This is a genomic window from Pseudodonghicola xiamenensis DSM 18339 (assembly GCF_000429365.1).
Lineage (GTDB): Bacteria > Pseudomonadota > Alphaproteobacteria > Rhodobacterales > Rhodobacteraceae > Pseudodonghicola > Pseudodonghicola xiamenensis.
The window spans coordinates 16,616-37,958 of record NZ_AUBS01000024.1 but is presented as its reverse complement, the minus strand read 5'-3'; the positions used below and the strand labels follow the sequence as shown (position 1 = coordinate 37,958).

26 protein-coding genes are annotated in these 21,343 nt (G+C 64.2%); 9 read left to right on the top strand and 17 right to left on the bottom strand.

Annotated elements, in window-relative coordinates:
- Positions 1-23: 23 nt before the first annotated feature.
- The 8 genes from queF to G455_RS0115870 form a co-directional block, all read right to left on the bottom strand.
- Positions 24-488, bottom strand: a complete 465-nt coding sequence (queF, locus tag G455_RS0115905) for a preQ(1) synthase (RefSeq protein WP_028094605.1) — start codon at positions 486-488, stop codon at positions 24-26.
- Between the two features lie 21 nt (positions 489-509).
- Positions 510-1,217: a 7-carboxy-7-deazaguanine synthase QueE gene (gene queE, locus G455_RS0115900; RefSeq protein ID WP_028094604.1), complete on the bottom strand. Its 708-nt coding sequence runs from the start codon at positions 1,215-1,217 to the stop codon at positions 510-512.
- Positions 1,214-1,567, bottom strand: coding sequence for a 6-carboxytetrahydropterin synthase QueD (queD, locus tag G455_RS0115895; protein WP_028094603.1), 354 nt, complete (start codon positions 1,565-1,567; stop codon positions 1,214-1,216). Before queD ends, queE begins: the two co-directional genes overlap by 4 nt.
- Positions 1,567-2,268, bottom strand: coding sequence for a 7-cyano-7-deazaguanine synthase QueC (gene queC, locus G455_RS0115890; protein ID WP_028094602.1), 702 nt, complete (start codon positions 2,266-2,268; stop codon positions 1,567-1,569). Before queC ends, queD begins: the two co-directional genes overlap by 1 nt.
- 111 nt (positions 2,269-2,379) lie before the next feature.
- Complete coding sequence (locus G455_RS0115885) at positions 2,380-3,240, bottom strand: glycosyltransferase family 10 domain-containing protein (RefSeq protein ID WP_028094601.1); 861 nt, start codon at positions 3,238-3,240, stop codon at positions 2,380-2,382.
- A 33-nt stretch (positions 3,241-3,273) separates the two neighbouring features.
- Entirely contained in the window at positions 3,274-4,176 is a 903-nt protein-coding gene (locus tag G455_RS0115880; protein WP_028094600.1) for a PhzF family phenazine biosynthesis protein, read from the bottom strand.
- Entirely contained in the window at positions 4,173-4,397 is a 225-nt protein-coding gene (locus tag G455_RS0115875) for a DUF1150 family protein (RefSeq protein ID WP_028094599.1), read from the bottom strand. Before G455_RS0115875 ends, G455_RS0115880 begins: the two co-directional genes overlap by 4 nt.
- Before the next feature lie 5 nt (positions 4,398-4,402).
- Positions 4,403-4,816 (bottom strand): Hsp20 family protein, encoded by a 414-nt coding sequence (locus G455_RS0115870; RefSeq protein WP_028094598.1) that lies wholly within the window; start codon positions 4,814-4,816, stop codon positions 4,403-4,405.
- Between the two features lie 165 nt (positions 4,817-4,981).
- Here G455_RS0115870 and G455_RS0115865 point away from each other — a divergent pair, with 165 nt between their 5' ends.
- From G455_RS0115865 to G455_RS0115855, 3 genes are all read left to right on the top strand, one after another.
- On the top strand, positions 4,982-5,206 hold the full coding sequence (locus G455_RS0115865; RefSeq protein ID WP_028094597.1) for a YdcH family protein: 225 nt from the start codon (positions 4,982-4,984) through the stop codon (positions 5,204-5,206).
- A gap of 127 nt (positions 5,207-5,333) precedes the next feature.
- The gene (gene purE, locus G455_RS0115860) at positions 5,334-5,831 is read left to right on the top strand and encodes a 5-(carboxyamino)imidazole ribonucleotide mutase (protein WP_028094596.1); all 498 of its coding nucleotides are present in this window, start codon (positions 5,334-5,336) and stop codon (positions 5,829-5,831) included.
- Positions 5,824-6,903, top strand: coding sequence for a 5-(carboxyamino)imidazole ribonucleotide synthase (locus G455_RS0115855; RefSeq protein ID WP_028094595.1), 1,080 nt, complete (start codon positions 5,824-5,826; stop codon positions 6,901-6,903). The genes purE and G455_RS0115855 overlap by 8 nt, the downstream gene beginning before the upstream one ends.
- A 115-nt stretch (positions 6,904-7,018) precedes the next feature.
- Here G455_RS0115855 and G455_RS0115850 read toward each other — a convergent pair whose 3' ends face one another.
- From G455_RS0115850 to G455_RS0115820, 7 genes are all read right to left on the bottom strand, one after another.
- Positions 7,019-8,161 (bottom strand): alpha-D-ribose 1-methylphosphonate 5-triphosphate diphosphatase, encoded by a 1,143-nt coding sequence (locus tag G455_RS0115850; protein ID WP_035366891.1) that lies wholly within the window; start codon positions 8,159-8,161, stop codon positions 7,019-7,021.
- 88 nt (positions 8,162-8,249) lie between these two features.
- The gene (locus tag G455_RS0115845) at positions 8,250-9,092 is read right to left on the bottom strand and encodes a DMT family transporter (protein ID WP_028094593.1); all 843 of its coding nucleotides are present in this window, start codon (positions 9,090-9,092) and stop codon (positions 8,250-8,252) included.
- Between the two features lie 9 nt (positions 9,093-9,101).
- Positions 9,102-10,232 carry a hypothetical protein gene (locus G455_RS24360; RefSeq protein WP_051312566.1) on the bottom strand — a complete coding sequence of 377 codons (1,131 nt, stop codon included), beginning with the start codon at positions 10,230-10,232 and terminating at the stop codon, positions 9,102-9,104.
- Positions 10,233-10,412: 180 nt separating this feature from the next.
- Complete coding sequence (groL, locus tag G455_RS0115835) at positions 10,413-12,062, bottom strand: chaperonin GroEL (protein ID WP_028094592.1); 1,650 nt, start codon at positions 12,060-12,062, stop codon at positions 10,413-10,415.
- Between the two features lie 67 nt (positions 12,063-12,129).
- Positions 12,130-12,417 carry a co-chaperone GroES gene (gene groES, locus G455_RS0115830; RefSeq protein WP_028094591.1) on the bottom strand — a complete coding sequence of 96 codons (288 nt, stop codon included), beginning with the start codon at positions 12,415-12,417 and terminating at the stop codon, positions 12,130-12,132.
- 163 nt (positions 12,418-12,580) lie between these two features.
- Complete coding sequence (locus tag G455_RS24355) at positions 12,581-13,219, bottom strand: sulfotransferase family 2 domain-containing protein (RefSeq protein ID WP_051312565.1); 639 nt, start codon at positions 13,217-13,219, stop codon at positions 12,581-12,583.
- Between the two features lie 55 nt (positions 13,220-13,274).
- Positions 13,275-13,946 carry a DUF2161 domain-containing phosphodiesterase gene (locus tag G455_RS0115820; protein WP_028094590.1) on the bottom strand — a complete coding sequence of 224 codons (672 nt, stop codon included), beginning with the start codon at positions 13,944-13,946 and terminating at the stop codon, positions 13,275-13,277.
- A 141-nt stretch (positions 13,947-14,087) separates the two neighbouring features.
- Here G455_RS0115820 and G455_RS0115815 point away from each other — a divergent pair, with 141 nt between their 5' ends.
- Positions 14,088-15,008, top strand: a complete 921-nt coding sequence (locus G455_RS0115815; protein WP_028094589.1) for a manganese-dependent inorganic pyrophosphatase — start codon at positions 14,088-14,090, stop codon at positions 15,006-15,008.
- A gap of 90 nt (positions 15,009-15,098) precedes the next feature.
- Here the strand turns inward: G455_RS0115815 and G455_RS0115810 are convergent, their stop codons facing one another.
- Entirely contained in the window at positions 15,099-16,295 is a 1,197-nt protein-coding gene (locus G455_RS0115810) for an APC family permease (RefSeq protein ID WP_028094588.1), read from the bottom strand.
- An 82-nt stretch (positions 16,296-16,377) separates the two neighbouring features.
- Positions 16,378-17,076 carry a M48 family metalloprotease gene (locus G455_RS24350; protein WP_154664406.1) on the bottom strand — a complete coding sequence of 233 codons (699 nt, stop codon included), beginning with the start codon at positions 17,074-17,076 and terminating at the stop codon, positions 16,378-16,380.
- A gap of 307 nt (positions 17,077-17,383) precedes the next feature.
- On the opposite strand from G455_RS24350, the gene G455_RS0115800 reads away from it, so the two are divergent.
- The 5 genes from G455_RS0115800 to G455_RS0115780 all read left to right on the top strand — a co-directional run bounded on the left by G455_RS0115800 (position 17,384) and on the right by G455_RS0115780 (position 21,312).
- Positions 17,384-18,259 carry a TIGR01459 family HAD-type hydrolase gene (locus G455_RS0115800; RefSeq protein ID WP_028094587.1) on the top strand — a complete coding sequence of 292 codons (876 nt, stop codon included), beginning with the start codon at positions 17,384-17,386 and terminating at the stop codon, positions 18,257-18,259.
- A gap of 105 nt (positions 18,260-18,364) precedes the next feature.
- Positions 18,365-18,808 carry a MaoC family dehydratase gene (locus G455_RS0115795; protein WP_028094586.1) on the top strand — a complete coding sequence of 148 codons (444 nt, stop codon included), beginning with the start codon at positions 18,365-18,367 and terminating at the stop codon, positions 18,806-18,808.
- Between the two features lie 61 nt (positions 18,809-18,869).
- Entirely contained in the window at positions 18,870-19,802 is a 933-nt protein-coding gene (locus G455_RS0115790) for a bifunctional riboflavin kinase/FAD synthetase (protein ID WP_028094585.1), read from the top strand.
- Entirely contained in the window at positions 19,799-20,269 is a 471-nt protein-coding gene (locus G455_RS0115785; protein ID WP_028094584.1) for a YcgN family cysteine cluster protein, read from the top strand. The genes G455_RS0115790 and G455_RS0115785 overlap by 4 nt, the downstream gene beginning before the upstream one ends.
- The gene (locus tag G455_RS0115780) at positions 20,269-21,312 is read left to right on the top strand and encodes a threonine aldolase family protein (RefSeq protein WP_028094583.1); all 1,044 of its coding nucleotides are present in this window, start codon (positions 20,269-20,271) and stop codon (positions 21,310-21,312) included. The genes G455_RS0115785 and G455_RS0115780 overlap by 1 nt, the downstream gene beginning before the upstream one ends.
- Positions 21,313-21,343 lie beyond the last annotated feature (31 nt).

Genomic DNA, 21,343 nt, shown 5'->3' with positions numbered 1-21,343 from the left:
TTCTTGAGGAAGGGCGGCCCTGTTTATCCCCGGCCACGATAGGGCGGCACGCCCTGATCGGGAATCCAGACGCCTTCGGGCATCGGCCCGGTCTGCCAGAAGACATCAATCGGGATACCTCCGCGCGGATACCAGTAACCACCGATGCGCAACCATTGCGGCGCCAGGAATTCCACCAGCCGCCGGCCGATCGACACGGTGCAATCCTCGTGAAAGGCTCCATGGTTGCGGAAGGCACCGAGGTAAAGCTTCAGCGATTTGCTTTCCACCAGCCAATCACCTGGCACATAGTCGATCACCAGATGGGCGAAATCGGGCTGCCCCGTCATCGGGCAGAGCGAGGTGAACTCGGGCGCGGTGAAGCGCACGTTATAGGCCACGTCGGCCTGCGGGTTCTGCACCCGCTCCAGCTCCGCCGCATCGGGATTGGCGGGCAGCACGGTGGCGCCGCCCAATTGCTTGAGGTCCTTGTAGATCGAATTGGTCATGATCTGTCTCCTGAACTGTCGTCAAACGCCGCGCTTGTTGCCCCAGACCAGCATGTGAAGCTGCGGCAGCACACGCGGGCGGAACCATCCATCGGCGGTGACCCGGTCGATCAGCCCTTCCAGCCGGGCCAGCGCCGCAGTCAGATCGACCGGGCGATCCGGGTCGACCTCGGGGTTGCCGGGTTGCAGATAGAGCGGCAGGTCGGGGTAACGCTCCGCCACCTCGCGGGCCCAGAGATAATCCGCCTCGTCGAAGATCACGATCTTCATCCCCACCTGCGGCCCCAGCCCCGCCGCCGCGAGACAGGCGTCAAAAGCGGCCCAATCGACCACCTGGTACGACGACGGCGGCTTGGGGCTCAGGACCAGCGTATCGAGATCGGCGAACCAGTCGCGCGCAACCGAGCCTTGGGTTTCGCAGGCAAAGCCATAGCCCTCGGCCCGCCCCAGCGCGATCAGCGGCCCGAAGTCCTGGATCGCCGGATTGCCACCGGAGATCGAGACCACCAGCGGCTGACCGGAGGACAGCCGTTTCACCTCGGCCCAGATCGCGTCAGGCGTCATCGGCGCCCAATCCCTTCGATAGGCGCTGTCGACCGCATGCAGGCTGTCGCACCAGACACAGCGGTAATCGCAGCCCCCCGCCCGCACGAAAACCGTGGGCACGCCGATCAGTGCCCCCTCGCCCTGGATGGTGGGGCCGAAAATCTCGGATATCCGCAGGGTCATGGCCGGTACTCGGCCCAGGTCTTGGGCGTCTCGGAAACCTTGACCGCCGCCACCTCGGGCCAGCGCGCGCGGCACCAGTCGAAGAAATGCCGTGCCATGTTCTCGGCGGTGGAGGCCATCGGCAACACATCATTCAGGTGACGATGATCGAAGGCATCGTCGATATAGGTCTTCAGCGGCGCCAGCTCGTGATAATCACGCACGAAACCGTCCGCGTTCAACTCAGCCGCCGCCAGCTCGACCACCACGATGTAATTATGCCCATGCAGCCTGGCACATTGGTGATCGGGAGCGAGGTGAGAAAGCTGATGCGAGGCGGAGAAGTGGAACTCCTTGCTGATCCGATACATCACGCCTCCCCCCGCGCGGCGACGGCCGCACGCCAGAAATCGGGATCGGCATAGGTGGTCGGGTCTTCGACCCCGGCGAGATCGAAGGCCTCGCGCCGCTCGACACAGGTGCCGCATCGGCCGCAATGCACCTCTCCGCCCTTGTAACAGGACCAGGTCTGTTCAAAGGGTGTGCCGGCCTTGGCGCCGGCGGAGACGATATCGGCCTTGCTGCGGTGCACGAAGGGGGTCGACAGGCGCACATCGGCATAACCGTCGAGCGCCGCCCGCTGCATCGCGTCGAAGGCCTCGGTAAAGGCCGGGCGGCAATCGGGATAGATGAAGTGATCGCCGCCATGCACGGCGGTGGCCACCGCATCATCCCCCTGCGCCGCGGCAATGCCGAAGGCGATGGTCAACATGATGGCGTTGCGGTTCGGGACCACGGTGATGCGCATGGTCTCTTCCGCATAATGCCCATCGGGCACATCCAGCCCGTCGGTCAGCGCCGAGCCGGTCAGAGCCGCCCCGACAGACCGCAGGTCGATCACATGATGCGGCACCCCGAGACGCGCCGCACAGGCGGCGGCGAAGTCCAGCTCTTTCCGGTGCCTCTGGCCATAGTCGAAAGAGATCAGTCGTGTGAGAGAGTTTTCCGCCGCCAGCACATGAGCCAGCGACACGGAATCAAGTCCGCCAGAGCAGACAACAGCAGTTTTCATCGTTTCAGTCCTTGTTTTGATAACCGGGTAGGCTGCGACCGGTGTGGCGGGGGACTTACAGCTTTGCCCCAGCAAAAGCAAGGCGGCGGACCATTCGCCGCGAAACCTGGCTCAAAGGCTCTGACGAATGACCTCGGCGGCGCGGACGTCGATGTCGATATATTGCTCCAGCTCGCCCTGCAGACGGCGAAGCTGCGGCAGGCGCGCCTCGAAATCCTCAACCGACATGGCGGCGACCGCCGCGCGCAGATCGGCTTCGGTTTGACATTGGATGATGCCCTCGGGGTTCATGAAGCGGTCCAGATTGGGACAGCCCCAATAGATCGGCACCGTATTGCACAGCACCGCGTCCATCAGTTTTTCCGAGAAATAGTTGGTCTCCTGCACATTCTCGATGACGATGGAATAACGATAGGGGGCGAGCCCCTCGGCCTTGGCCTCGAAAGGGGTATAGCCACGCCCCAGAACCGTTACGTCCTGCCCGCTGACGCGCGACCAGTCGACCATCGCATGGCGCAGCTTGTGGCCTTCGGAATCCCGCTTGGCCGAGGCGATCAGCGAACACATCGCGGTCTTGTCCAGCGGCAGATCGCGCCATTCCGGCACCCAGGTGGTGCCCAGAGGGAACAGCACCGCGTTGGGCACCGCGTTCAGCAGCCCCTCGTTGAAGGTGAGGATGCGATAGAATCGCCGCCAGCTCAGCCGCAGCAGGCGCAGGTGCTTGCGATGGATCACCTCGGGTTCCGCCATGATCAGCGAAATCCGTGCCTTGGTGCCGCGGCGCAGGCGGAAATGGATGTCGGTGCGGGGATAGACCAGCAGATGATCCTGTGGCCCCAGATCGCCGACGGTGCCGCCCTTCAACCGATCCGGACAGCCAAGAGGCCAGATCAGATCGGTAACCGGCAGGGCCGACAGCGCCGGCCCCAGACGACGCCCGTAGGGCAGGATGGCGATTGCGGGCTCGGTCATCGGGCAGTCCTGTCTTTCTTGCGACGGCCCGGATCAGGCCGCCGGCAGCTCCAGCTCTCCGCGCATCAACACATAGCCCTGACCGCCGACCTTGACGCCGGTGGGCGCGGATCGCGGCCCCAGAACCTCGACCTCGGCCAGACCGGGGCGGCCCATCCAATGCCCCTGCTCGGCGCGGAAGCGTGACCTGTCGATCAGATTGTGATGCCACAGGTAACCGGCCATACATCCCGTGGCCGAGCCGGTAAAGGGATCCTCCGCCGGCATCGGCGGCGGCAGCAGCAGGCGCGAAAAGGTATCCCCCGCCTCGGTCTCGCCGCCCAGGGTAACCAGAAAGGGTTCGACCACCTCGGCCCGGGGGGTGCCTGGCGGGTTCATCGCATAAAACAGATCGGTATCGAGCCGGGCCCGCCGCAGCGCATCCTTGTTCTCGAGCACGGTGATGCAGAAGGGCGACCCGGTAGAGACCACCTGCGGGGTGCCCAGGATATCCTCAGGCGCCAGCGACATCATCGCCGCGATTTCAGCCGGATCGAAGGCCAGGCCGAACTGCGGCGCAGCCTGGGTCATGACGACGTTCAGCTTGCCGTCGTGCCGCGTGACGGTAATCGGCAGAACCCCGGCGCCGACCTCCAGCGTGAACTCGGTCCGGCCATCCTCCAACGTCACCAGCCCGCGATCGACCAGCGACACCACAGTCGCCACCGTCGGGTGGCCCGCCATCAGGATTTCCTTGTCGGCGAGGTAATAGCGCGCACCGAAGTCAGCGATCTCCGAGGCCACCACGAAAGCGCATTCGGAAAGCGATGTCTCGCGGACCAGCGCCAGCCGCTCCGCGACGCTCAGACCATCGGCCTGGTGGGCAACGACACATCCGTTGCCGCCAAAGGCACGGTCGGTGAAGGCATCCACCCAGTCGAAGGCGAAGCGGCTCAATGCACGGTGACCGGTTCGAGATCGTTCTGACGGGCCAGAATGAAGGCCATCCGCCGATCGGCCACCAGCGCCAGTTGCTGGCCCTGGGCATCGTGCACCGCATAGAGGTGATCCAGCCCCTGCGCCCCGGCCTGAACCTCGGCCGGCAGATCGGCGACATCCACCGCCTTCACGTAAACGATCCGGCGGGCGTCCTGGTTGAAATCAAAAGGCGTGTTCATGTGCATTACCCCTTTCTGATGTTGATGGTCTGCACCACGGTTTCCGGGAGAGCACGGGTCAGGTCCACATGCAGCAGACCGTTCTCCATGACGGCTTCGCCCACTTCGACCCCATCGGCCAGCACGAACATGCGCTGGAACTGACGGCTGGCGATACCACGATGAAGGAACACGCGCCCATCGCTGTCATCTCTCTGGCGGCCGCGGATCACCAATTGGCGATCCTCGACCGTGATGGACAGATCATCCTCGCCAAACCCGGCCACTGCCAGAGTGATGCGATAGGAGTAATCGGAAGTCTGTTCGATGTTATACGGCGGGTATCCCTCATTTCCCGACTTGGCCGAGCGTTGCAGCAATTGTTCAAGCTGCTCGAACCCCAGCAGATGCGGGTAGGATCCCAAGGTAAGTTTCGACACGTCTTTCGTCCTTTTACCAAAGCGACGGAGCATGCGGTCCCGTTCCGGCGGCCGCTACTGTATTGAATATGGGCAGAATGCCGATCATTAACAAGGGCTAGGCGAAAACCGCCGGGCATCGTATTGTGTTTTTTGACAATCACTTTCCCAGCCACGTGAGTCGCCATGAACGCCCGCAGCGATATCTCCATGAAAACAGATGAGGTTCTGCGGGTCGAACTCGAGGTGTTTCGCCGCCAGCACCGCGACCTGGATGAGGCGATCATCGCCCTTGTCGACCGTGGCACCGCCGACCAGCTTACCGTGCAGCGCCTGAAAAAGCAGAAGCTGCGGCTCAAGGACATGATCGCGCTGATCGAGGACCGGCTGACCCCCGATATCATCGCCTGATCACGCCTCTGCGGGCCTTTGCGGACCTCCGGCCACAGTGGCCGGCAAGACACATTGCCTGCAGGACCGATTTGGCTATAGTGCGCGCTCCTCCGCCGCTTACGGCACAGCTTGGGGCGCTCAGCTTATGAACAATCCCGCCAACCCGCCCGTCGGTATCATCATGGGCAGCCAGTCCGACTGGCCCACCATGAAACTCGCCGCGGAAATCCTCGACACCCTCGAAATCCCCTATGAGGCCAGGATCGTCTCGGCCCACCGCACACCGGACCGGCTGTGGGACTACGGCAAAAGCGCCGTGGCGCGCGGGCTGCAGGTGATTATCGCGGGCGCCGGCGGGGCCGCGCATCTGCCCGGCATGATGGCGTCGAAAACCCGGGTGCCGGTGATTGGCGTCCCGATCCAGACGCGCACGTTGTCGGGTGTCGATTCGCTTTATTCCATCGTGCAGATGCCCAAGGGGTTCCCGGTGGCCACCATGGCGATCGGCGCCGCCGGAGGCGCCAATGCCGGGCTGATGGCTGCGGCTATCCTGGCACTGCAGGACCCGGCGCTGGCAAAGCGGCTGGACGACTGGCGCACTGCGCTTTCTGCCTCGATCCCGGAGGAACCCGTCGATGACTGATGCCCCTCTCGCCCCCGGCGCCGTGATCGGCATTCTCGGCGGCGGCCAGCTGGGCCGCATGCTTTCGGTCGCCGCCAGCCGACTGGGCTTCAGCACCCATATCTACGAACCCGGCGCCAACCCGCCCGCCGGCCAGGTGGCTGCACGGGTAACCACGGCCGGCTATGACGACGTCGAGGCACTGCGCGCCTTTGCCGAAACCGTCGATGTCATCACTTATGAATTCGAAAATATCCCGGCCGAAGCGCTCGACATTCTCGAACCGCTGCGCCCGATCCGGCCCAATCGCAAGGCGCTGAAGGTCAGCCAGGACCGGCTGACCGAAAAGGCCTTTCTCACCGACCTGGGTCTCCGCACCGCCCCCTTCGCCGCCGTCGACGACGACATCGACCTGGCCGAAGCGCTGGAAGAAATCGGCGCCCCGGCGATCCTCAAGACCCGCCGCTTCGGCTATGACGGCAAGGGCCAGGCCCGCATCATGTCTGCCGAGGACGCCCCCCAGGCGCTTGCCGATATGGCCGGCGCCCCTTCGATCCTCGAAGGCTTCGTGACCTTCAGCCATGAAATCTCGGTCATCGCCGCCCGCGGCCTCTCGGGCGACATCGCCTGTTTCGATCCCGGCGAAAACATGCATGAGGCTGGCATCCTGCGCCGCACCACCGTGCCGGCACGGCTGAGCGAAGCACAGCGGATGGACGCCGTGCTGCTGGCCGCCAAGATCCTCAATGCGCTGGATTACGTTGGCGTCATGGGGGTGGAGCTTTTCGTGACCCCCCAAGGCCTCCTGGTCAACGAGATCGCGCCGCGCGTCCACAATTCGGGTCACTGGACCCAGAACGGCTGCGCCGTCGACCAGTTCGAACAACACATCCGCGCCGTGACCGGCTGGCCGTTGGCCGACGGGCAGCGCCATGCCGATGTGGTGATGGAGAACCTGATCGGCGACGACATGGACCGGGTGCCCGATCTGGCCCGCCAGCCCGACACGGCACTGCATCTCTATGGCAAGTCCGAAGTCAAGCCGGGCCGCAAGATGGGCCATGTCAACCGGGTGATCCGCGCGCCGCGCTGATCCGGGCCGCCCTCTTCTCCTGACCCGCGCCTTTTTCTGGCTAAAATATCCCCGCCGGAGGCTCCGACACAGGTCTCCGGCGCCCGGCCCGCAGAACCGGGCCCTGCGGTCGGCCTCAGGCCATCAGGAAACGCCCGGCCAGATCGCCGTTCAGATGTGCCACCCGGCCAGCAGCGAAAACCGCGACGATCCTCCCCGTCGCCTGCTCCAGCACCAATATGTCGGCGCGCCGCCCCGGCGTCAGCCTGCCGCGATCCGTCAACCCCAGCAGCTCCGCAGGTCCGGAAGAGACCAGCCGCCAGGCCGCCGCCATCCCGATCTCCCGCGCAAGGCTCAGCGCAGCGCGGCACAGCGAGGGGTAATGATAATCCGAGGCCAGCGCATCACAGAGCCCCGCAGTGACCAGATCGCGGGCCGAGACATTGCCGTTGTGCGAACCGCCGCGCATCACGTTCGGCGCCCCCATGACCACCGCGTCGCCCCCGGCCCGCGCGGCTTCGGCCGCCACCAGCGTTTCGGGGAATTCGGCAATCCGCACACCGCGCCCGCGCCATTCTTCCCGCCCGCGCTGCGTACGATCATCATGGCTGCCCATTCGCACCCCCTGCCCGGCCAGGGTTGCGCACAGGCCGTCAAGGGCTGCCGACACCTCCGGCATACGCGCCTCCAGCGCCAGCATGCGCTGGAAATAGACCTCGGGATTGCAGCCCGCCTTCAACGCCTGTCCGGTCAGCCGGGGCGGTTTGCGCCCGGCGGCCAGCCGGTCATGCGCCAGATGATCGTTGAAGACGACATAGGGAATTTCCCAGGCCGCCAGCTTTGCCGGCAAGGTGCCGTAATCGTCGAGCATCGCGATCTCGAATCGTAGCTGCGGGATCAGATCCGGCACCACCCGGGGCCGGGCCGCGGCAATGGCCCCGAATACCCGGGCCGCGAACTCCGGGCCGCGCAGACCGCCCTCCCAGCTATAGAATTGCGCCAGGACCCCGGTGGTGATGCCATTGACCGCCAGTTCCGAGGCCGCGGTGACGATCCCCTCTTCCGGGTCGGTCATCGCTCCGCGCCTTGGCGCCACGTGACGTTCGAACCCGTCTCCATGCAGATCGACGATCCCCGGCAGGATCAGACAGCCCGACAGATCGACCGGCCGCCCCACCGGCGCGGTGACGATCCGCCCGCCGGAGACGGACAGCCGCGCCGGCACCGGCTCACCTTCCGGCAGCAAGACCTTTGCCCCGACCAGATCGAATTCAATCATGCTCCGCCTCGCAGGGCCGCCCATCGGAAGAGGAATGCAACGCTCATACCCGGCAGATAAGCGGTTTTCCCGCGCCGGGAAAGCCCGCTCAGGGCCGTTGCCGGGCCTGGCGCGGCAGCCCCAGCGCGATACCGCCCAGCACCACCGAGGCGCCCAGCAGCAACCGCAACCCCGGCACCTCGCCCAACAGGGCGGCGCCCGCGATCAGCGCGATCACAGGCACCGAAAGCTGAACCGTCGCCGCCGTGCTTGCCGCCAGCCGCGGCAGCAGCGCATACCAGAGCGCATAGCCCAACCCCGAGGTCACCGCGCCCGAGATCACTGCCAGCACGATACCCAGTGGCGCCAGCGACGCCCCGCCCAGCCCCAGTGCCAACGGCAGCAGGCAAAGCGGCAGCGCCAACAGGAAATTCGCCGCAGTTCCGGCCAGCGGCTGAGCCTCGGCGCGACCGGCCAATGTGTAGACCCCCCAGCCGAGCCCTGCCACGATCATCGCCGCCGCACCGGCCAGCGACACCCCGGCGCCGCCCGCCGGCCACAGAACCCACAACAACCCGCCAAAAGCCACCACCGCCCCCAGCATCTGGCGCATCCCCAGTGGCGCCCCGATCAGCGCCGCCCCCGCAAAGATGGCAATCTGCACCACACCGAACAGGACCAGCGCCCCGACCCCGGCGTCAAGCGTGCGGTAAGCCAGTGAAAACCCGATCATATAGGCCGCCAGCGACAGAACTCCGATCCAGCGGTACCGCTGCGTCAGCGGCAGATGGTACCCGCGCAACCAGGCCAAGGGCACCAGTATCGCCGCCGCCGCCGCCACCCGGATCGCGGCAAAGCCCACTGGCGAAATCGCGCCGCTCTCCACCGCCCACCGGGTCAGCAGCGAATTCGCCGCGAAGGCAATCATGGTCAGCGCGACAAGAAACGGCATCCGCCGTCCTCAGTATCGCGGTGTGCCAGAGAGGTGATCGGGCAGCAATCGGGCAGCCAGCGCCCCCAGACCGGTCAACACCAGAGCCAATACGAAGAGCCAACCCAGCAAGGGCACCATCGCGATCACCCCGGCAAGCGTGGCGCCGACCCCGGCCGCCAGCGCCCGGTCGCCAATCGCCTCGGGCAGATGCCGTCCGGCGGCGCGCAGCACCGCTACCCCCAGGGCATAGGCGCCGATGACATAGCCGAAGAACCCGGCCAGCAAGGCCAGAACCAAGAAAGCCGGGGTCAGCAGGATGCCGATGCCGGTCAGCGCCACCACCAGCCCGGCACCGCAGATCGCCGACAGGGAAACAAAGCCCAGGCCCAGCGTCCGCCCGGGCCGGTCGAGAATGCGCCGCCGCATCGCCGCCAGCATCTCGGGGGCGAGCAATGCGATCAGCGCCGCAATCCCCGCAATCACCAGAACGCCCGCCACAAAGCCCCCCAGCGCGGCGCGCCAGGAAAAGATACGCATCCCATAGCCGCGATCCTGATCCCAGCCGTCGGAAAGATGCCGCTCGACCCGCTCGGCAGGCACCACCGCCGCCGGCACCGTCACACTGCCCGGAGAGCTTTCGTAGAGGATCAGCTTGCCACCGATCCGCGCCTTGGTGCCGAAATCGACCTCGCGCGCAGTCAGGGTCACATCTCCGTCGACCGGTCCGTCAAGCGCGACCTTCTCACCGACAAGCAGCGCATAGCCGCCGATATCCCCCGTCACCGCCAGTTCCGAGGCGGTGGCGCGCAGGTTTCCCATCACCGGCGCCTCCACCGTGACCTCCTGCCCGAGGAGCGTGACATTGCCCGCCACCGGCCCGGTCAGGGCCACTTTCTGGCCCATGGCATAGGCATTGCCACCGATCCGGCCCGAGAGCGTCAGAAAGCGACCGGCAACATGGGCCGTGCCGACGATATCGGCCGTCGATACTACCGTCTCCCCCGCGAGGAAGAGATCCGATAGTCCCGCGGCATCCACGCTGACACTCTGGCTGGCACGAAAGATGTCGGAGCCGATCGAGAACCAGCCGTCATCCTCTTCGGCGACGGCGACCGTTGCCAGAAGGGACGTGATCATCAGCCCAAAGAGAAACCGCATTTCCACTCTCCACACGCCGGGATTGATTTCCCGAATGCTACAGCGCGGATGGAACTGTGCCTAGAGGGGACCCGCCCAACGAAACAAAGGCGCCCCGGAGGACGCCTTTGCAAAAGCCTTGGGTCTGATGTGGGGGCCGCTTGGCCCCCGGCCAGACTTCGCCGCAGCGAAGTCGGCGTCTTACATCATGCCGCCCATGCCGCCCATGCCGCCCATGTCGGGCATGCCGCCTGCGGCCGCGCCTTCCTTGGCGGGCTTGTCGGCAACCATGGCTTCGGTGGTGATCAGCAGACCGGCGATCGAGGCCGCATCTTCCAGAGCGGTCCGGGTCACCTTGGCCGGGTCGATCACGCCGAAGGCGAACATGTCACCATATTCGTCCGACTGCGCGTTGTAGCCGAATTTCAGGTCGTCGGATTCGCGCACCTTGCCGGCCACGACCGAACCATCGACACCAGCGTTTTCAGCGATCTGACGCAGCGGAGCTTCCAGCGCCTTGCGGACGATGTTGATGCCGGCGTTCTGGTCGCTGTTTTCGCCTTCCAGACCCACCAGAGCCTTGGCGCCTTGCACCAGGGCGACACCGCCGCCGACTACGATGCCTTCTTGCACGGCAGCGCGGGTTGCGTTCAGGGCGTCGTCGACGCGGTCCTTACGCTCTTTCACTTCGACTTCGGTCATGCCGCCAACGCGGATAACGGCCACACCGCCGGCGAGTTTCGCAACACGCTCTTGCAGCTTTTCACGGTCGTAGTCGCTGGTGGTTTCTTCGATCTGGGTGCGGATCTGGGCCACGCGGGCTTCGATCTCGGCCTTGTCGCCAGCACCGTCGACCACGGTGGTCTCATCTTTGGTGATGGTGACTTTCTTGGCGGTGCCCAGCATGTCCATGGTGACGGACTCGAGCTTCATGCCCAGATCTTCGCTGATCACCTGACCGCCGGTCAGGATGGCGATGTCCTGCAGCATGGCCTTGCGGCGATCGCCGAAGCCCGGAGCCTTGACCGCAGCGATCTTCAGGCCGCCACGCAGTTTGTTGACAACCAGGGTCGCCAGCGCTTCGCCTTCGACGTCCTCGGCGATGATCAGCAGCGGTTTTTGCGACTGGATCACTTGCTCGAGCAGCGGCACCATCGGCTGCAGCGACGAGAGTTTCTTCTCGTGCAGCAGGATCATGCAGTCTTCCAGATCCGCAATCATCTTGTCAGCGTTGGTCACGAAGTAGGGCGACAGGTAGCCACGGTCGAACTGCATCCCCTCGACCACGTCGGTCTCGGTTTCCAGGCCTTTGTTTTCTTCGACGGTGATCACACCCTCGTTGCCGACCTTTTGCATCGCGTCAGCGATCTGACGGCCGATTTCGGCTTCGCCGTTGGCCGAAATGGTGCCGACTTGTGCAACTTCGTTGCTGTCGTTCACCGGACGGGCTGCAGCCTTGATGGCTTCGACGACCTTGGCGGTTGCCAGGTCGATGCCGCGCTTCAGGTCCATCGGGTTCATGCCGGCGGCAACCGATTTCAGACCTTCGCGCACGATGGCCTGGGCCAGAACGGTCGCGGTGGTGGTGCCGTCGCCGGCCTCGTCATTGGTGCGCGAGGCGACTTCTTTCACCATTTGCGCGCCCATGTTCTCGAACTTGTCTTCCAGTTCGATTTCCTTGGCAACCGAGACACCATCCTTGGTGATCCGGGGGGCGCCGAAGGATTTTTCCAGGACCACGTTGCGGCCTTTGGGGCCCAGGGTCACTTTCACCGCATCAGCCAGGATGTTCACACCCTTGAGCATCTTGTTGCGGGCCTCGGTGTTGAATTTGACGTCCTTAGCAGACATGTCAGTTTCTCCTTGAGAATTTTTGCGTGAAGTCAGCGTGTCTTGGGATCAGAGAAGCGCCTGGCGCTTACTCGATGATGCCCATGATGTCGCTTTCCTTCATGATCAGCAGTTCCTGACCTTCGACGGTGACCTCGGTGCCCGACCATTTGCCGAACAGGACCTTGTCCCCGGCTTTGACGGCCATCGGGATCAGCTCGCCGCTGTCTTTGCGTGCGCCTTCACCGCAGGCGATGACTTCGCCTTCGCTCGGCTTTTCTTTCGCGCTGTCAGGGATGATCAGCCCACCGGCGGTTTTCTCTTCGCTTTCGACGCGCTTGACCAGCACACGGTCATGAAGCGGTTTGAATGCCATCTTTGCAGCTCCTTGAGGCTCAAAGTTCGTTTTCATTCATCCCTCCCCCTCCTCCGGGGGAGCATTATCACTCACACCAAGCGAGTGATAACGGCAGTTAGCTAGGCAGAGCCGCCAGACCTGTCAACCGTTCTCTTGCGATTCTCCCGTCAGTTTTTTTTGCTCAGCCCTCATAGCCGAAAGCGGCAAAATCCTCGGCATAGCGCTCCTGCAGGTATCGCTTCTGATCCGTACTCAGATCGGCGCGGCGCGGCCCATCCCCGGCGGCAGAGGCGTTTTGATGCGGCAACTGCACCATGCGGCGAAAAATCTTCTGAAAAAGCGGCGCGACCTCCTCCTCCAGACGCTCCAGATGCAGCACCCTATCGACCAGAAGGCGCCCGCCGGCATCGCTGACATAGCGGTTTTGCGGCACCAGATGACGCGCCAGATCAAGCCGCTCGTCCTCTGGCCGCAAGCGGATGAACGCATCGAAGGACACCGGCGGATCGCCCCGTTTGCGCCGCGCCGCCGCACGATAACGGTATTCGGAAAGCACCCGCTCATAGGGATGCCGGACGATGGCGAATTTCAGATAGGCATCAAACGCCGCGCCGGAAATATGGCCGCAGCGAACATATTCGTCCGCATAAAGATGTGCCAGCCGCGTCGGCCCCCGCGCCGGATCACGGTTCCGCCCCAGACAAAGCTGCCCGCGCTCGGCCCAGGAGAGGCCTGCATCTTTCAGGAAAACCGATTCGATGCTCTGCCCGCCAGTCTTGGGGATATGGACGAAAAGCGTCTTGAGCGGGTGCGAAATCATCTTGGAGAACCAGGGCAGGACAGCCCCGGCACGGTGCCGCCCCCGCCCTGCCCTGTCAACCGCCGCCCCAATGTGCCAACCCGTGGCGCCCGGCTTCGGTCAGGGCATAGACCCCCGTGCCCAGCCGGTCGAACCAGCTATAATGATTGTCCCGCATCAGCCGCGTCGCATGGATCACCCCGGTCTCGCGCGCCACCTCGGCCCCACGCGCCTGATCGCGCCCCGACAGATAGGCCGCACAGCGCAGCGCGTCCTGGCGATATCCAGTCACGATGCCGCCGCGGGTGCTGCCACCCCTGTTGGGGTCACCCACAAGCCGGTCGAATTCACGCAGCAGCCGCGCCTGCTTTGTCTTCGACTTGCGCGGCGCATAAGGCCCGGGATCGCACAGGACCTCGGCCAGCGCGTCGCCCTTGCCGTTCAGGCGCACCAAGATCAGCCCCAGTCCCAGCCGGCGGCACATCGCCAGATTGTCCTTTAGCGCCCGCCGCGCGGTCTTTCCCGCCGGACGCGGCACCGCCAGATAGATCAGATCGCTGATTGCCTGCCGCGCCACCGCCTGATGATAGAGACCCAGCGAGAAGCGCAGCTTCAGTTCGACGATCACCAAGGGCTCCTCGCCGCGCCGGGCCACGACATCGGCAGCGCCGATCTCGCCCTTCACCTCATAGCCCTGGCGTTCCAGTAACGCCTTGACGGGCGGATAAAGGTCTTCCTCTCGCATCAAACGGCCTCCTTTCGTCCCGCCCCGCCGCGGAATATCGCCCGCATGTCCCTTGCGCCCTTGTGACAGAGACAGGCCCCGTGACAAGAGCAGCCGTCACGCCTATAAGGCGCGCAAAATTCCATCGTTGAACAGGACTCCGTTATGACCATTCAAGTCTTTGGCCACAAATCCCCTGATACAGATTCCACCGGCTCGCCCATCGTCTGGGCCTGGTATCTGAACGAGATCAAAGGCGAAGCCGCCGCGCCGAAGCTGCTGGGTGAGCCCAACACCGAAGCCGCCTTCGTGCTGAAGCGCTGGAACCTGGACAAACCGGAAATCATTTCGGCCGTCGAGGCCGGCGCGCCGGTGGTGATCGTCGACACCAACAACCCGGCTGAGCTGCCGGCCGACATCAATGCCGCCGATATCCGCGCCATCATCGACCACCACAAGCTGGTCGGCGGGATCGAAACCAAGGGTCCGATCGACATCACCGTGCGTCCGCTGGCCTGCACCGCAACCATCCTGATCGACCTGATGGGCGATGACGCCGACAAGATGCCCGAGGCGATCAAGGGCGCGGCGCTGTCCTGCATCCTGTCCGACACGCTGGAATTCCGCAGCCCCACCACCACCGATCACGACAAGGCCGTGGCGCAGAAACTGGCGACCGAACTGGGCATCGACATCCCGTCCTATGCCGCAGAGCTGTTCGAGGCGAAATCCGACGTCTCCGCCTTCTCCGACGCCGAGCTGCTGCGGATGGATTCGAAGGAATACAACATCGACGGCACTGAATTCCGCGTCTCCGTGCTGGAAACCACCGCGCCGAAGATCGTGCTGGACCGCAAGGACAGCCTGATGAACTCGATGGTGGACGTCGCCAAGGAAGACGGCGCCGATCAGGTCCTGCTGTTCGTCATCGACATCCTGAATGAAGAAGCCACGCTGCTGGTGCCGAACGATCTGGTCAAGACCGTCGCCGAGAAGAGCTTTGGCGCCACCGTCGAGGGCGACACCGTGGTCCTGCCCGGCATCATGAGCCGCAAGAAGCAGATCATCCCGAACCTCAAGGTCTGATCGCGGGACACATCCCCGGCCATTCATCATCCCGCTGGCACTGCCGGCGGGATTTTTCATGTCCCGCGACAAGCGGCCCGACAATCCGTCCTATTCCACCGGGGTGCCGAAGATCACGATGGCCAGCCCCAGCAGGGTCAGGACGGAAAAGACCGGCACCCGCCAAGTGGCCCCCGGCCGGCCCCGCGCCGCCAGCGCCGCGATCGCCGCCTGCAGCGCATAATAGGCCGCGAAGGCGCGCGAGGCATAGGAGATGATCTGGAAGACATCGGCGCTCCAGGTCAGCAGGATGCCGATTGCCACCAACAGCGCATAGGACTGGCGTGAACTGATCCTTCCGCCGGTCAGTTCCGCCACCAGCCCGCCGGACCCGGCGGTATCGGCCACCGCGGCGCTGAACTGCGCGGCAAGCGCCGCGGCGACCAGAAGCGCCGGCAGGATCGGCGCCACCAGTTGCATCAGGTCGATGATCGCGGTTTCCGAGAGCGCCACCTTGTCGGCAGGAAAATCGAAGGCCAGCAGGCAGATATAGATCATGTAGATCAGCGTCGCCAACCCCTGCGCCAGCCGCATCGCCCGGATCCGCATCCGCGCATCATAGGTCTCGCCCAGATAGCGGGTGGTCTCGAACCCCTGCACGGTGACGATCAGCCCGAAGGCCAGCGTCACCGCCGGCCAACCGCTCAACCCCGGCTTGTTCAGCACCAGATCGCCCGCCGCGGCATGATGCGCAACATATTGCGCCAGCCCCACCAGAAGCCCCAGGATGATAGCCAGCTTCAGGCTGACCGCGACTTGCTCCATCCGCTCCAACGCGCCAAATCCCCGGCCCCAGCCGGCGATCAGCACCACCAGGAAAACCGCTGTCGTCACCTCTCTGGCATGTTCCGCCCCTCTGAGCGGGGTCAGGCTGACCGCGAAGGCGCCGAAGAGGTTCAGGTAATAGGACACCGAAATCACATAGGCGAAAGCCAGCGCCCAGGAGGCAAGCCGTTCGATCCGCTCCTCGGCCAGACTGCGCTGGCCCTTGGAGTGTTCGATCGCGGCGATATTGAACCGCACCGCCGCCCCGAAAGCCCAGGCCCCGATGCAGAGCGCCACCATCGCAAGCGGCGCATAACGCCCGTAGGCGTCATCCAGGATCGGCCCCAGAACCAGAAACCCGCTGCCGATGATCGAGGCCAAGGGCGTGACGGTTGCGCGCCAGAGCCGCGCCTCGGATACCCGGGGCAGTATCAGGATGCCCAGAAGGGCGACGGTGGCCAGAAGGATTGCGAGATTCTGCATGACACTGATCTAACGCCCGGCAACGGGACGGTAAATGCGCCTGCCCCCCAGTGGCAACAAAGCGGCGCGGTGCCGACGTTTTCTACTGCGCTTTCTGCAAGCCGATTTTGGCGTCGATCTGCTGCATCGTCGCGAGCACGGTCGCCAGCCGCTTCGCGTCGGGCGGATGGGTACCCCAGAACGACAAATTGCCGGCAGAGGTCCGTGCAGCCTCGGCCCGCGCGAAGAATTTCGCCCCCTTGACCGGATCATAGCCCGCCGCACGGGCGATCCGCGTTCCCAGCGTGTCGCTCTCCAGCTCATAGGTCTGGGAATAGGCCATCGCACTGGCAGCCGCCCCGACATCCATGCTCTGGCTCACGGTATTCGGATTGTAGGAGGCCGAATTCACCGTCGCCGCCGCCGTGATCACCCCGAGGAGCAGCGCCCCGGCCAACGCCTGTTGTTGCTGCTTCTGAATATGCCGCCCGATAAGGTGGCCATATTCGTGCCCGAGGATGAACCCCACCTCGTCGTCACTGGCACTGTCCTGTAGCATCGGCATCGAAATACGGATCACCGGCTCTTTGCCGTCATAGGTGAAATAGGCGTTGCGCTGCTTCATCTCGCGATCAATCTGCAACATGACGTTGCAATTCAGATTGCTGCGCTCACCGGCCAGGCTTTCACAATATCTGCGACCGGTCGGCTGGATCCGCGCGGCAACCCGTTGGAACCGGCTTTCCGCCGCAGCGGCCGACAGCGTCCGCCGAGGTCCTTCGGCGCGCGCCTCAGCGAACATCCGCGCGGCAGTGTCCGACTGCCCCGCACCAAGTTCCGGCTGGTGCCGCAGGATGCGGCGACAAGACAAATGCCAAGCACAGCGGCGGCTCGGGAAATTCGGCCCATGAGCTCTCCTCTGGATTGCAAGCCCTCGCAATACCGATGAGATTACGACCGATGTCAAGCCGACCGCAACGGCAGCGTCGCACGGTTTGCCGTTGTCATTCTGTCACAAACCGGTGTTAGTAGGCGCAGCTCATCCTTGGCCCCGGCGCACCGCCGCCCTGGCCCGTTCTGCCCCTCCAGATCACAGCAAACGGCTTTCCATGACCCAGATCATCACCGCGCTTTCCAAGATTTCCCAGAACTACGACGCGATGTTCGTCGATCTCTGGGGCTGCGTGCATAACGGCGTCACCGCCTACCCCGAGGCGGTCGCCGCCTTGCAGGCCTATCGGAAAGCCGGCGGTGTGGTCGTTCTGGTCACCAACTCGCCGAAACCCCGTGCCGGCGTGGCCGAGCAGCTCAAGGTCTTCGGCGTGCCCGAGGATGCCTATGACACCATCGCCACCAGCGGCGACAGCGCGCGGGCCGCGATGTTCGAAGGCGTGGTCGGCCAGAAGGTCTGGTTCATGGGCGAGTGGGACCGCGACCAGGGTTTTTTCGAACCGATCCATGTGTTGGACGATCCGCTTGAGATCACCAGGGTCGAGCTGGAGGAGGCCGAGGGCATCGTCTGCTGCGGTCCCTTCGACCCCGAGGAGAACCCGGAGATCCTGCGGCCGCAACTGCTGTTCGCCAAACAGAAGGGGATGAAGCTTCTCTGCGCCAATCCCGATATCATCGTCGACCGCGGCGAGGTGCGCGAATGGTGCGCCGGCGCGGTGGCCAGCCTTTATACCGACATGGGCGGCGAAAGCCTCTATTTCGGCAAGCCGCATCCGCCGATCTATGACCTGGCCCGCCGCCGTCTGGCATCGCTGGGCGTCGAGGTCTCGCAAGCCTCGATTCTGGCGATCGGCGACGGCATCCACACCGATGTCGCCGGCGCGATGGGAGAGGATATCGATTCCCTTTTCATTACCGGAGGCCTCGCGGCGGACGAGACGAAAACCGACCACCAACCGGATGAAGCGGCGCTAAGCACTTATATCAAAAAGGAAATGCGCGCGCCCACCTATGCCATTGGCCGGTTGCGCTGACACAAGAATTCTCTTGATTTTCTGCGGTTGCGAAGTAATAAAGTTGCCGATGACGCGGCGACTCAAGGTTTTTTATTACCGCGCCGATGAGAGCAAGAGGACGACATGTTGGACAATCTGCCCCGCGGAACGATCTGCATCGAAGACATCGAAATGGGGATGACCCGTTACCTGCGCAAACAGGTGACGGATCGCGATATCGAATTGTTCGCCGAAGTGTCGACCGATCATAACCCGGTGCACCTGGACGATGCCTATGCTCAGGACACCATCTTCGAAGGCCGCATCGCCCACGGCATGCTGACTGCCGGGCTGATTTCGGCGGTGATCGGCGAACAGCTTCCCGGCCACGGCACCATCTACATGGGCCAGTCGCTGAAGTTCCTCGCCCCGGTGCGCCCCGGCGATATGGTCTATGCCGAGGTCAAGGTGATCGACATCGACGTCGCCAAGCGCCGGGTCAAGCTGGACTGCCATTGTTCGGTCGAGGGAAAGAAAGTGCTGATCGGCGAAGCGACAGTGCTGGCCCCCAGCCGCAAGTTCGACTGAGATCGCAAACCGCGGGCGCAGGTGTCTTGCGCCCGCCGACGCGGGGCGCTAGGCATCGCCCATGCGGATCATTCGGGACTACCAATTCGTCGAACCCCAGGACCGTGGCGCCAGCGCCGCGATCGGCAATTTTGACGGCGTGCATATCGGCCACCAGTCGGTGATCCGTCTGGCCCATCAGGCCGACCCCGACGCGCCCCTGGGCGTTGTCACCTTCGAACCCCACCCGCGCGAATTCTTCGCCCCCCAAAGCCCGCCATTCCGGCTGATGCGGCGCGGCGCCCGCGCCCACCGGCTGGAGAAGCTGGGGGTGGAACGGCTGTACGAACTGAACTTCAACGCCGCCCTGGCCGGGCTCAGCCCCGAGGAATTCGCCCGCAATGTGATCTCGGACGGGCTGGGCCTGCGCCATGTGGTCGTCGGCGCCGATTTCTGCTTCGGCAAGAAGCGCAGCGGCAATGCCGAGGATCTGGTGCGTTTCGGTCACGAGATGGGCTTTGGCGTCACCATCGCGCCGCTGCTGGAACAATCCGAACATACGGTGTCCTCCACCGCCATCCGCACCGCGCTGAGCGAGGCCCGCCCGCGTGACGCGGCTGCCATGCTGGGCCACTGGCACCGGATCGAAGGGCCGGTGATCGGCGGCGAACAACGTGGCCGCGACCTGGGCTTCCCCACTGCCAATATGTCGATCGAAGGGCTGCACCCGCCCGCCTTCGGCGTCTATGCGGCACTGGTCGATGTGCTCGACGGACCGCACAAGGGCAGCTATCACGGTGCCGCCTCACTGGGGGTCAGGCCGATGTTCGACGGCGAGGTGCCGAATATCGAAACCTTCCTGTTCGACTTCACTGGCGATCTCTATGGTGCAACGCTGTCGGTCGCGCTGGTCGATTATCTGCGCCCGGAAATGAAATTCGACGGGTTGCAGGCATTGATCGACCAGATGAATGCCGATTGTGCCCGCGCCCGTGATATCCTGTCCGCGCTATGAGCAACCATATCGACCGCAAAGACCTGTCGCCCCGGTTCTGGGAACGCAAACCCCTGCGCAAGCTGAACGACAGGGAATGGGAGGCGCTGTGCGACGGCTGCGGCAAATGCTGCCTGAACAAGCTTGAGGACGAGGAAACCGGCGAGGTCGCCCTGACCTGCGTCGCCTGCCGCTTGCTGGACGACGACAGTTGCCTGTGCGCGCAATATGAAATCCGCCACCAGTTCGTGCCGGAATGTATCGTGCTGCGGCCTGACAACATTGACGAGCATGCCTATTGGATGCCGGAGACCTGCGCCTATCGGCTGCTGTGGGAAGGCCGGCCATTGTATGACTGGCACCCGCTGATCACCGGCGATCCCGCCAGCGTGCATGCCGCCGGCGTGTCGATCCGCCATCGAACCGTGCCCGAATTCGAAGTCCCCGAGGAAGATTGGGAAGACTATATCATAGAGGAGCCCGTCTGATGTTCTTTGCCTCCGACAACGCCGGTCCCGTTCACCCGAAAGTCATGGAGGCATTGGCAGAGGCCAACGAAGGGTTCGCCCCCGGCTATGGCGCCGATGCGGCGATGGATCGCGTCCGCGACCGGCTGCGTGATCTGTTCGAGGCACCCGAAGCCGCGGTGCATCTGGTGACCACAGGCACTGCCGCCAATTCCCTGGCCCTGGCCTCGCTCACCGCGCCTTACGAGACGGTGTTCTGCTCTCCGGTTGCGCATATCCACGAAGACGAATGCAGCGCGCCCGAGTTCTTCTCGGGCGGGGCCAAGCTGACGCTGGTGCCGGGTGGCGACAAGATGACACCCGAAGCGCTGCGCAGCGCCATCGAGCGGGAAGGCAACCGTGGCGTTCACGGCCCGCAGCGGGGGCCGGTGTCGCTCACCCAGGCCACCGAACGGGGATCGGTCTATGATCTGGCCGAACTCCGAGCATTGAGCGCGGTGGCCCGCGACTTCGGCTTGAAAACCCACATGGACGGGGCACGCTTCACCAATGCGCTGGTGACCCTTGGTTGCACCCCTGCCGAAATGACCTGGGAATCGGGCATAGACGCGCTGTCCTTCGGCGGCACCAAGAACGGGCTGATGGGGGTCGAGGCGGTGATCTTCTTCGATCCGGCACGTTCCTGGGAATTCGAACTGCGCCGCAAGCGCGGGGCGCACCTGCTGTCCAAGCACCGATATCTCTCGGCACAGATGGAGGCCTATCTGGCCGATGATCTCTGGCTTGAGATGGCCACCCGCGCTAATGCCAATTGCGCCCGTCTGGCCGAGGGACTGCGCGGGACGGAGGCCGAGCTTCTGAACGATCCGCAGGCCAATATCATTTTCGCCGCCCTGCCCCGTCGTGTGCATGAACGGCTGCTGGAGGCTGGTGCGATGTACTATTTGCAAGACGGCCCGCTCGAGGGCCGCGACGGGGAAGAGATGCTGGGCTGCCGGCTGGTCTGCGACTGGTCGATCAGCGACGCGCTGATCGACCAGTTCATAGAACTGGCAAAGGGCTGAACACTCCCCGGTTTCGCGACGACAGCGCGCC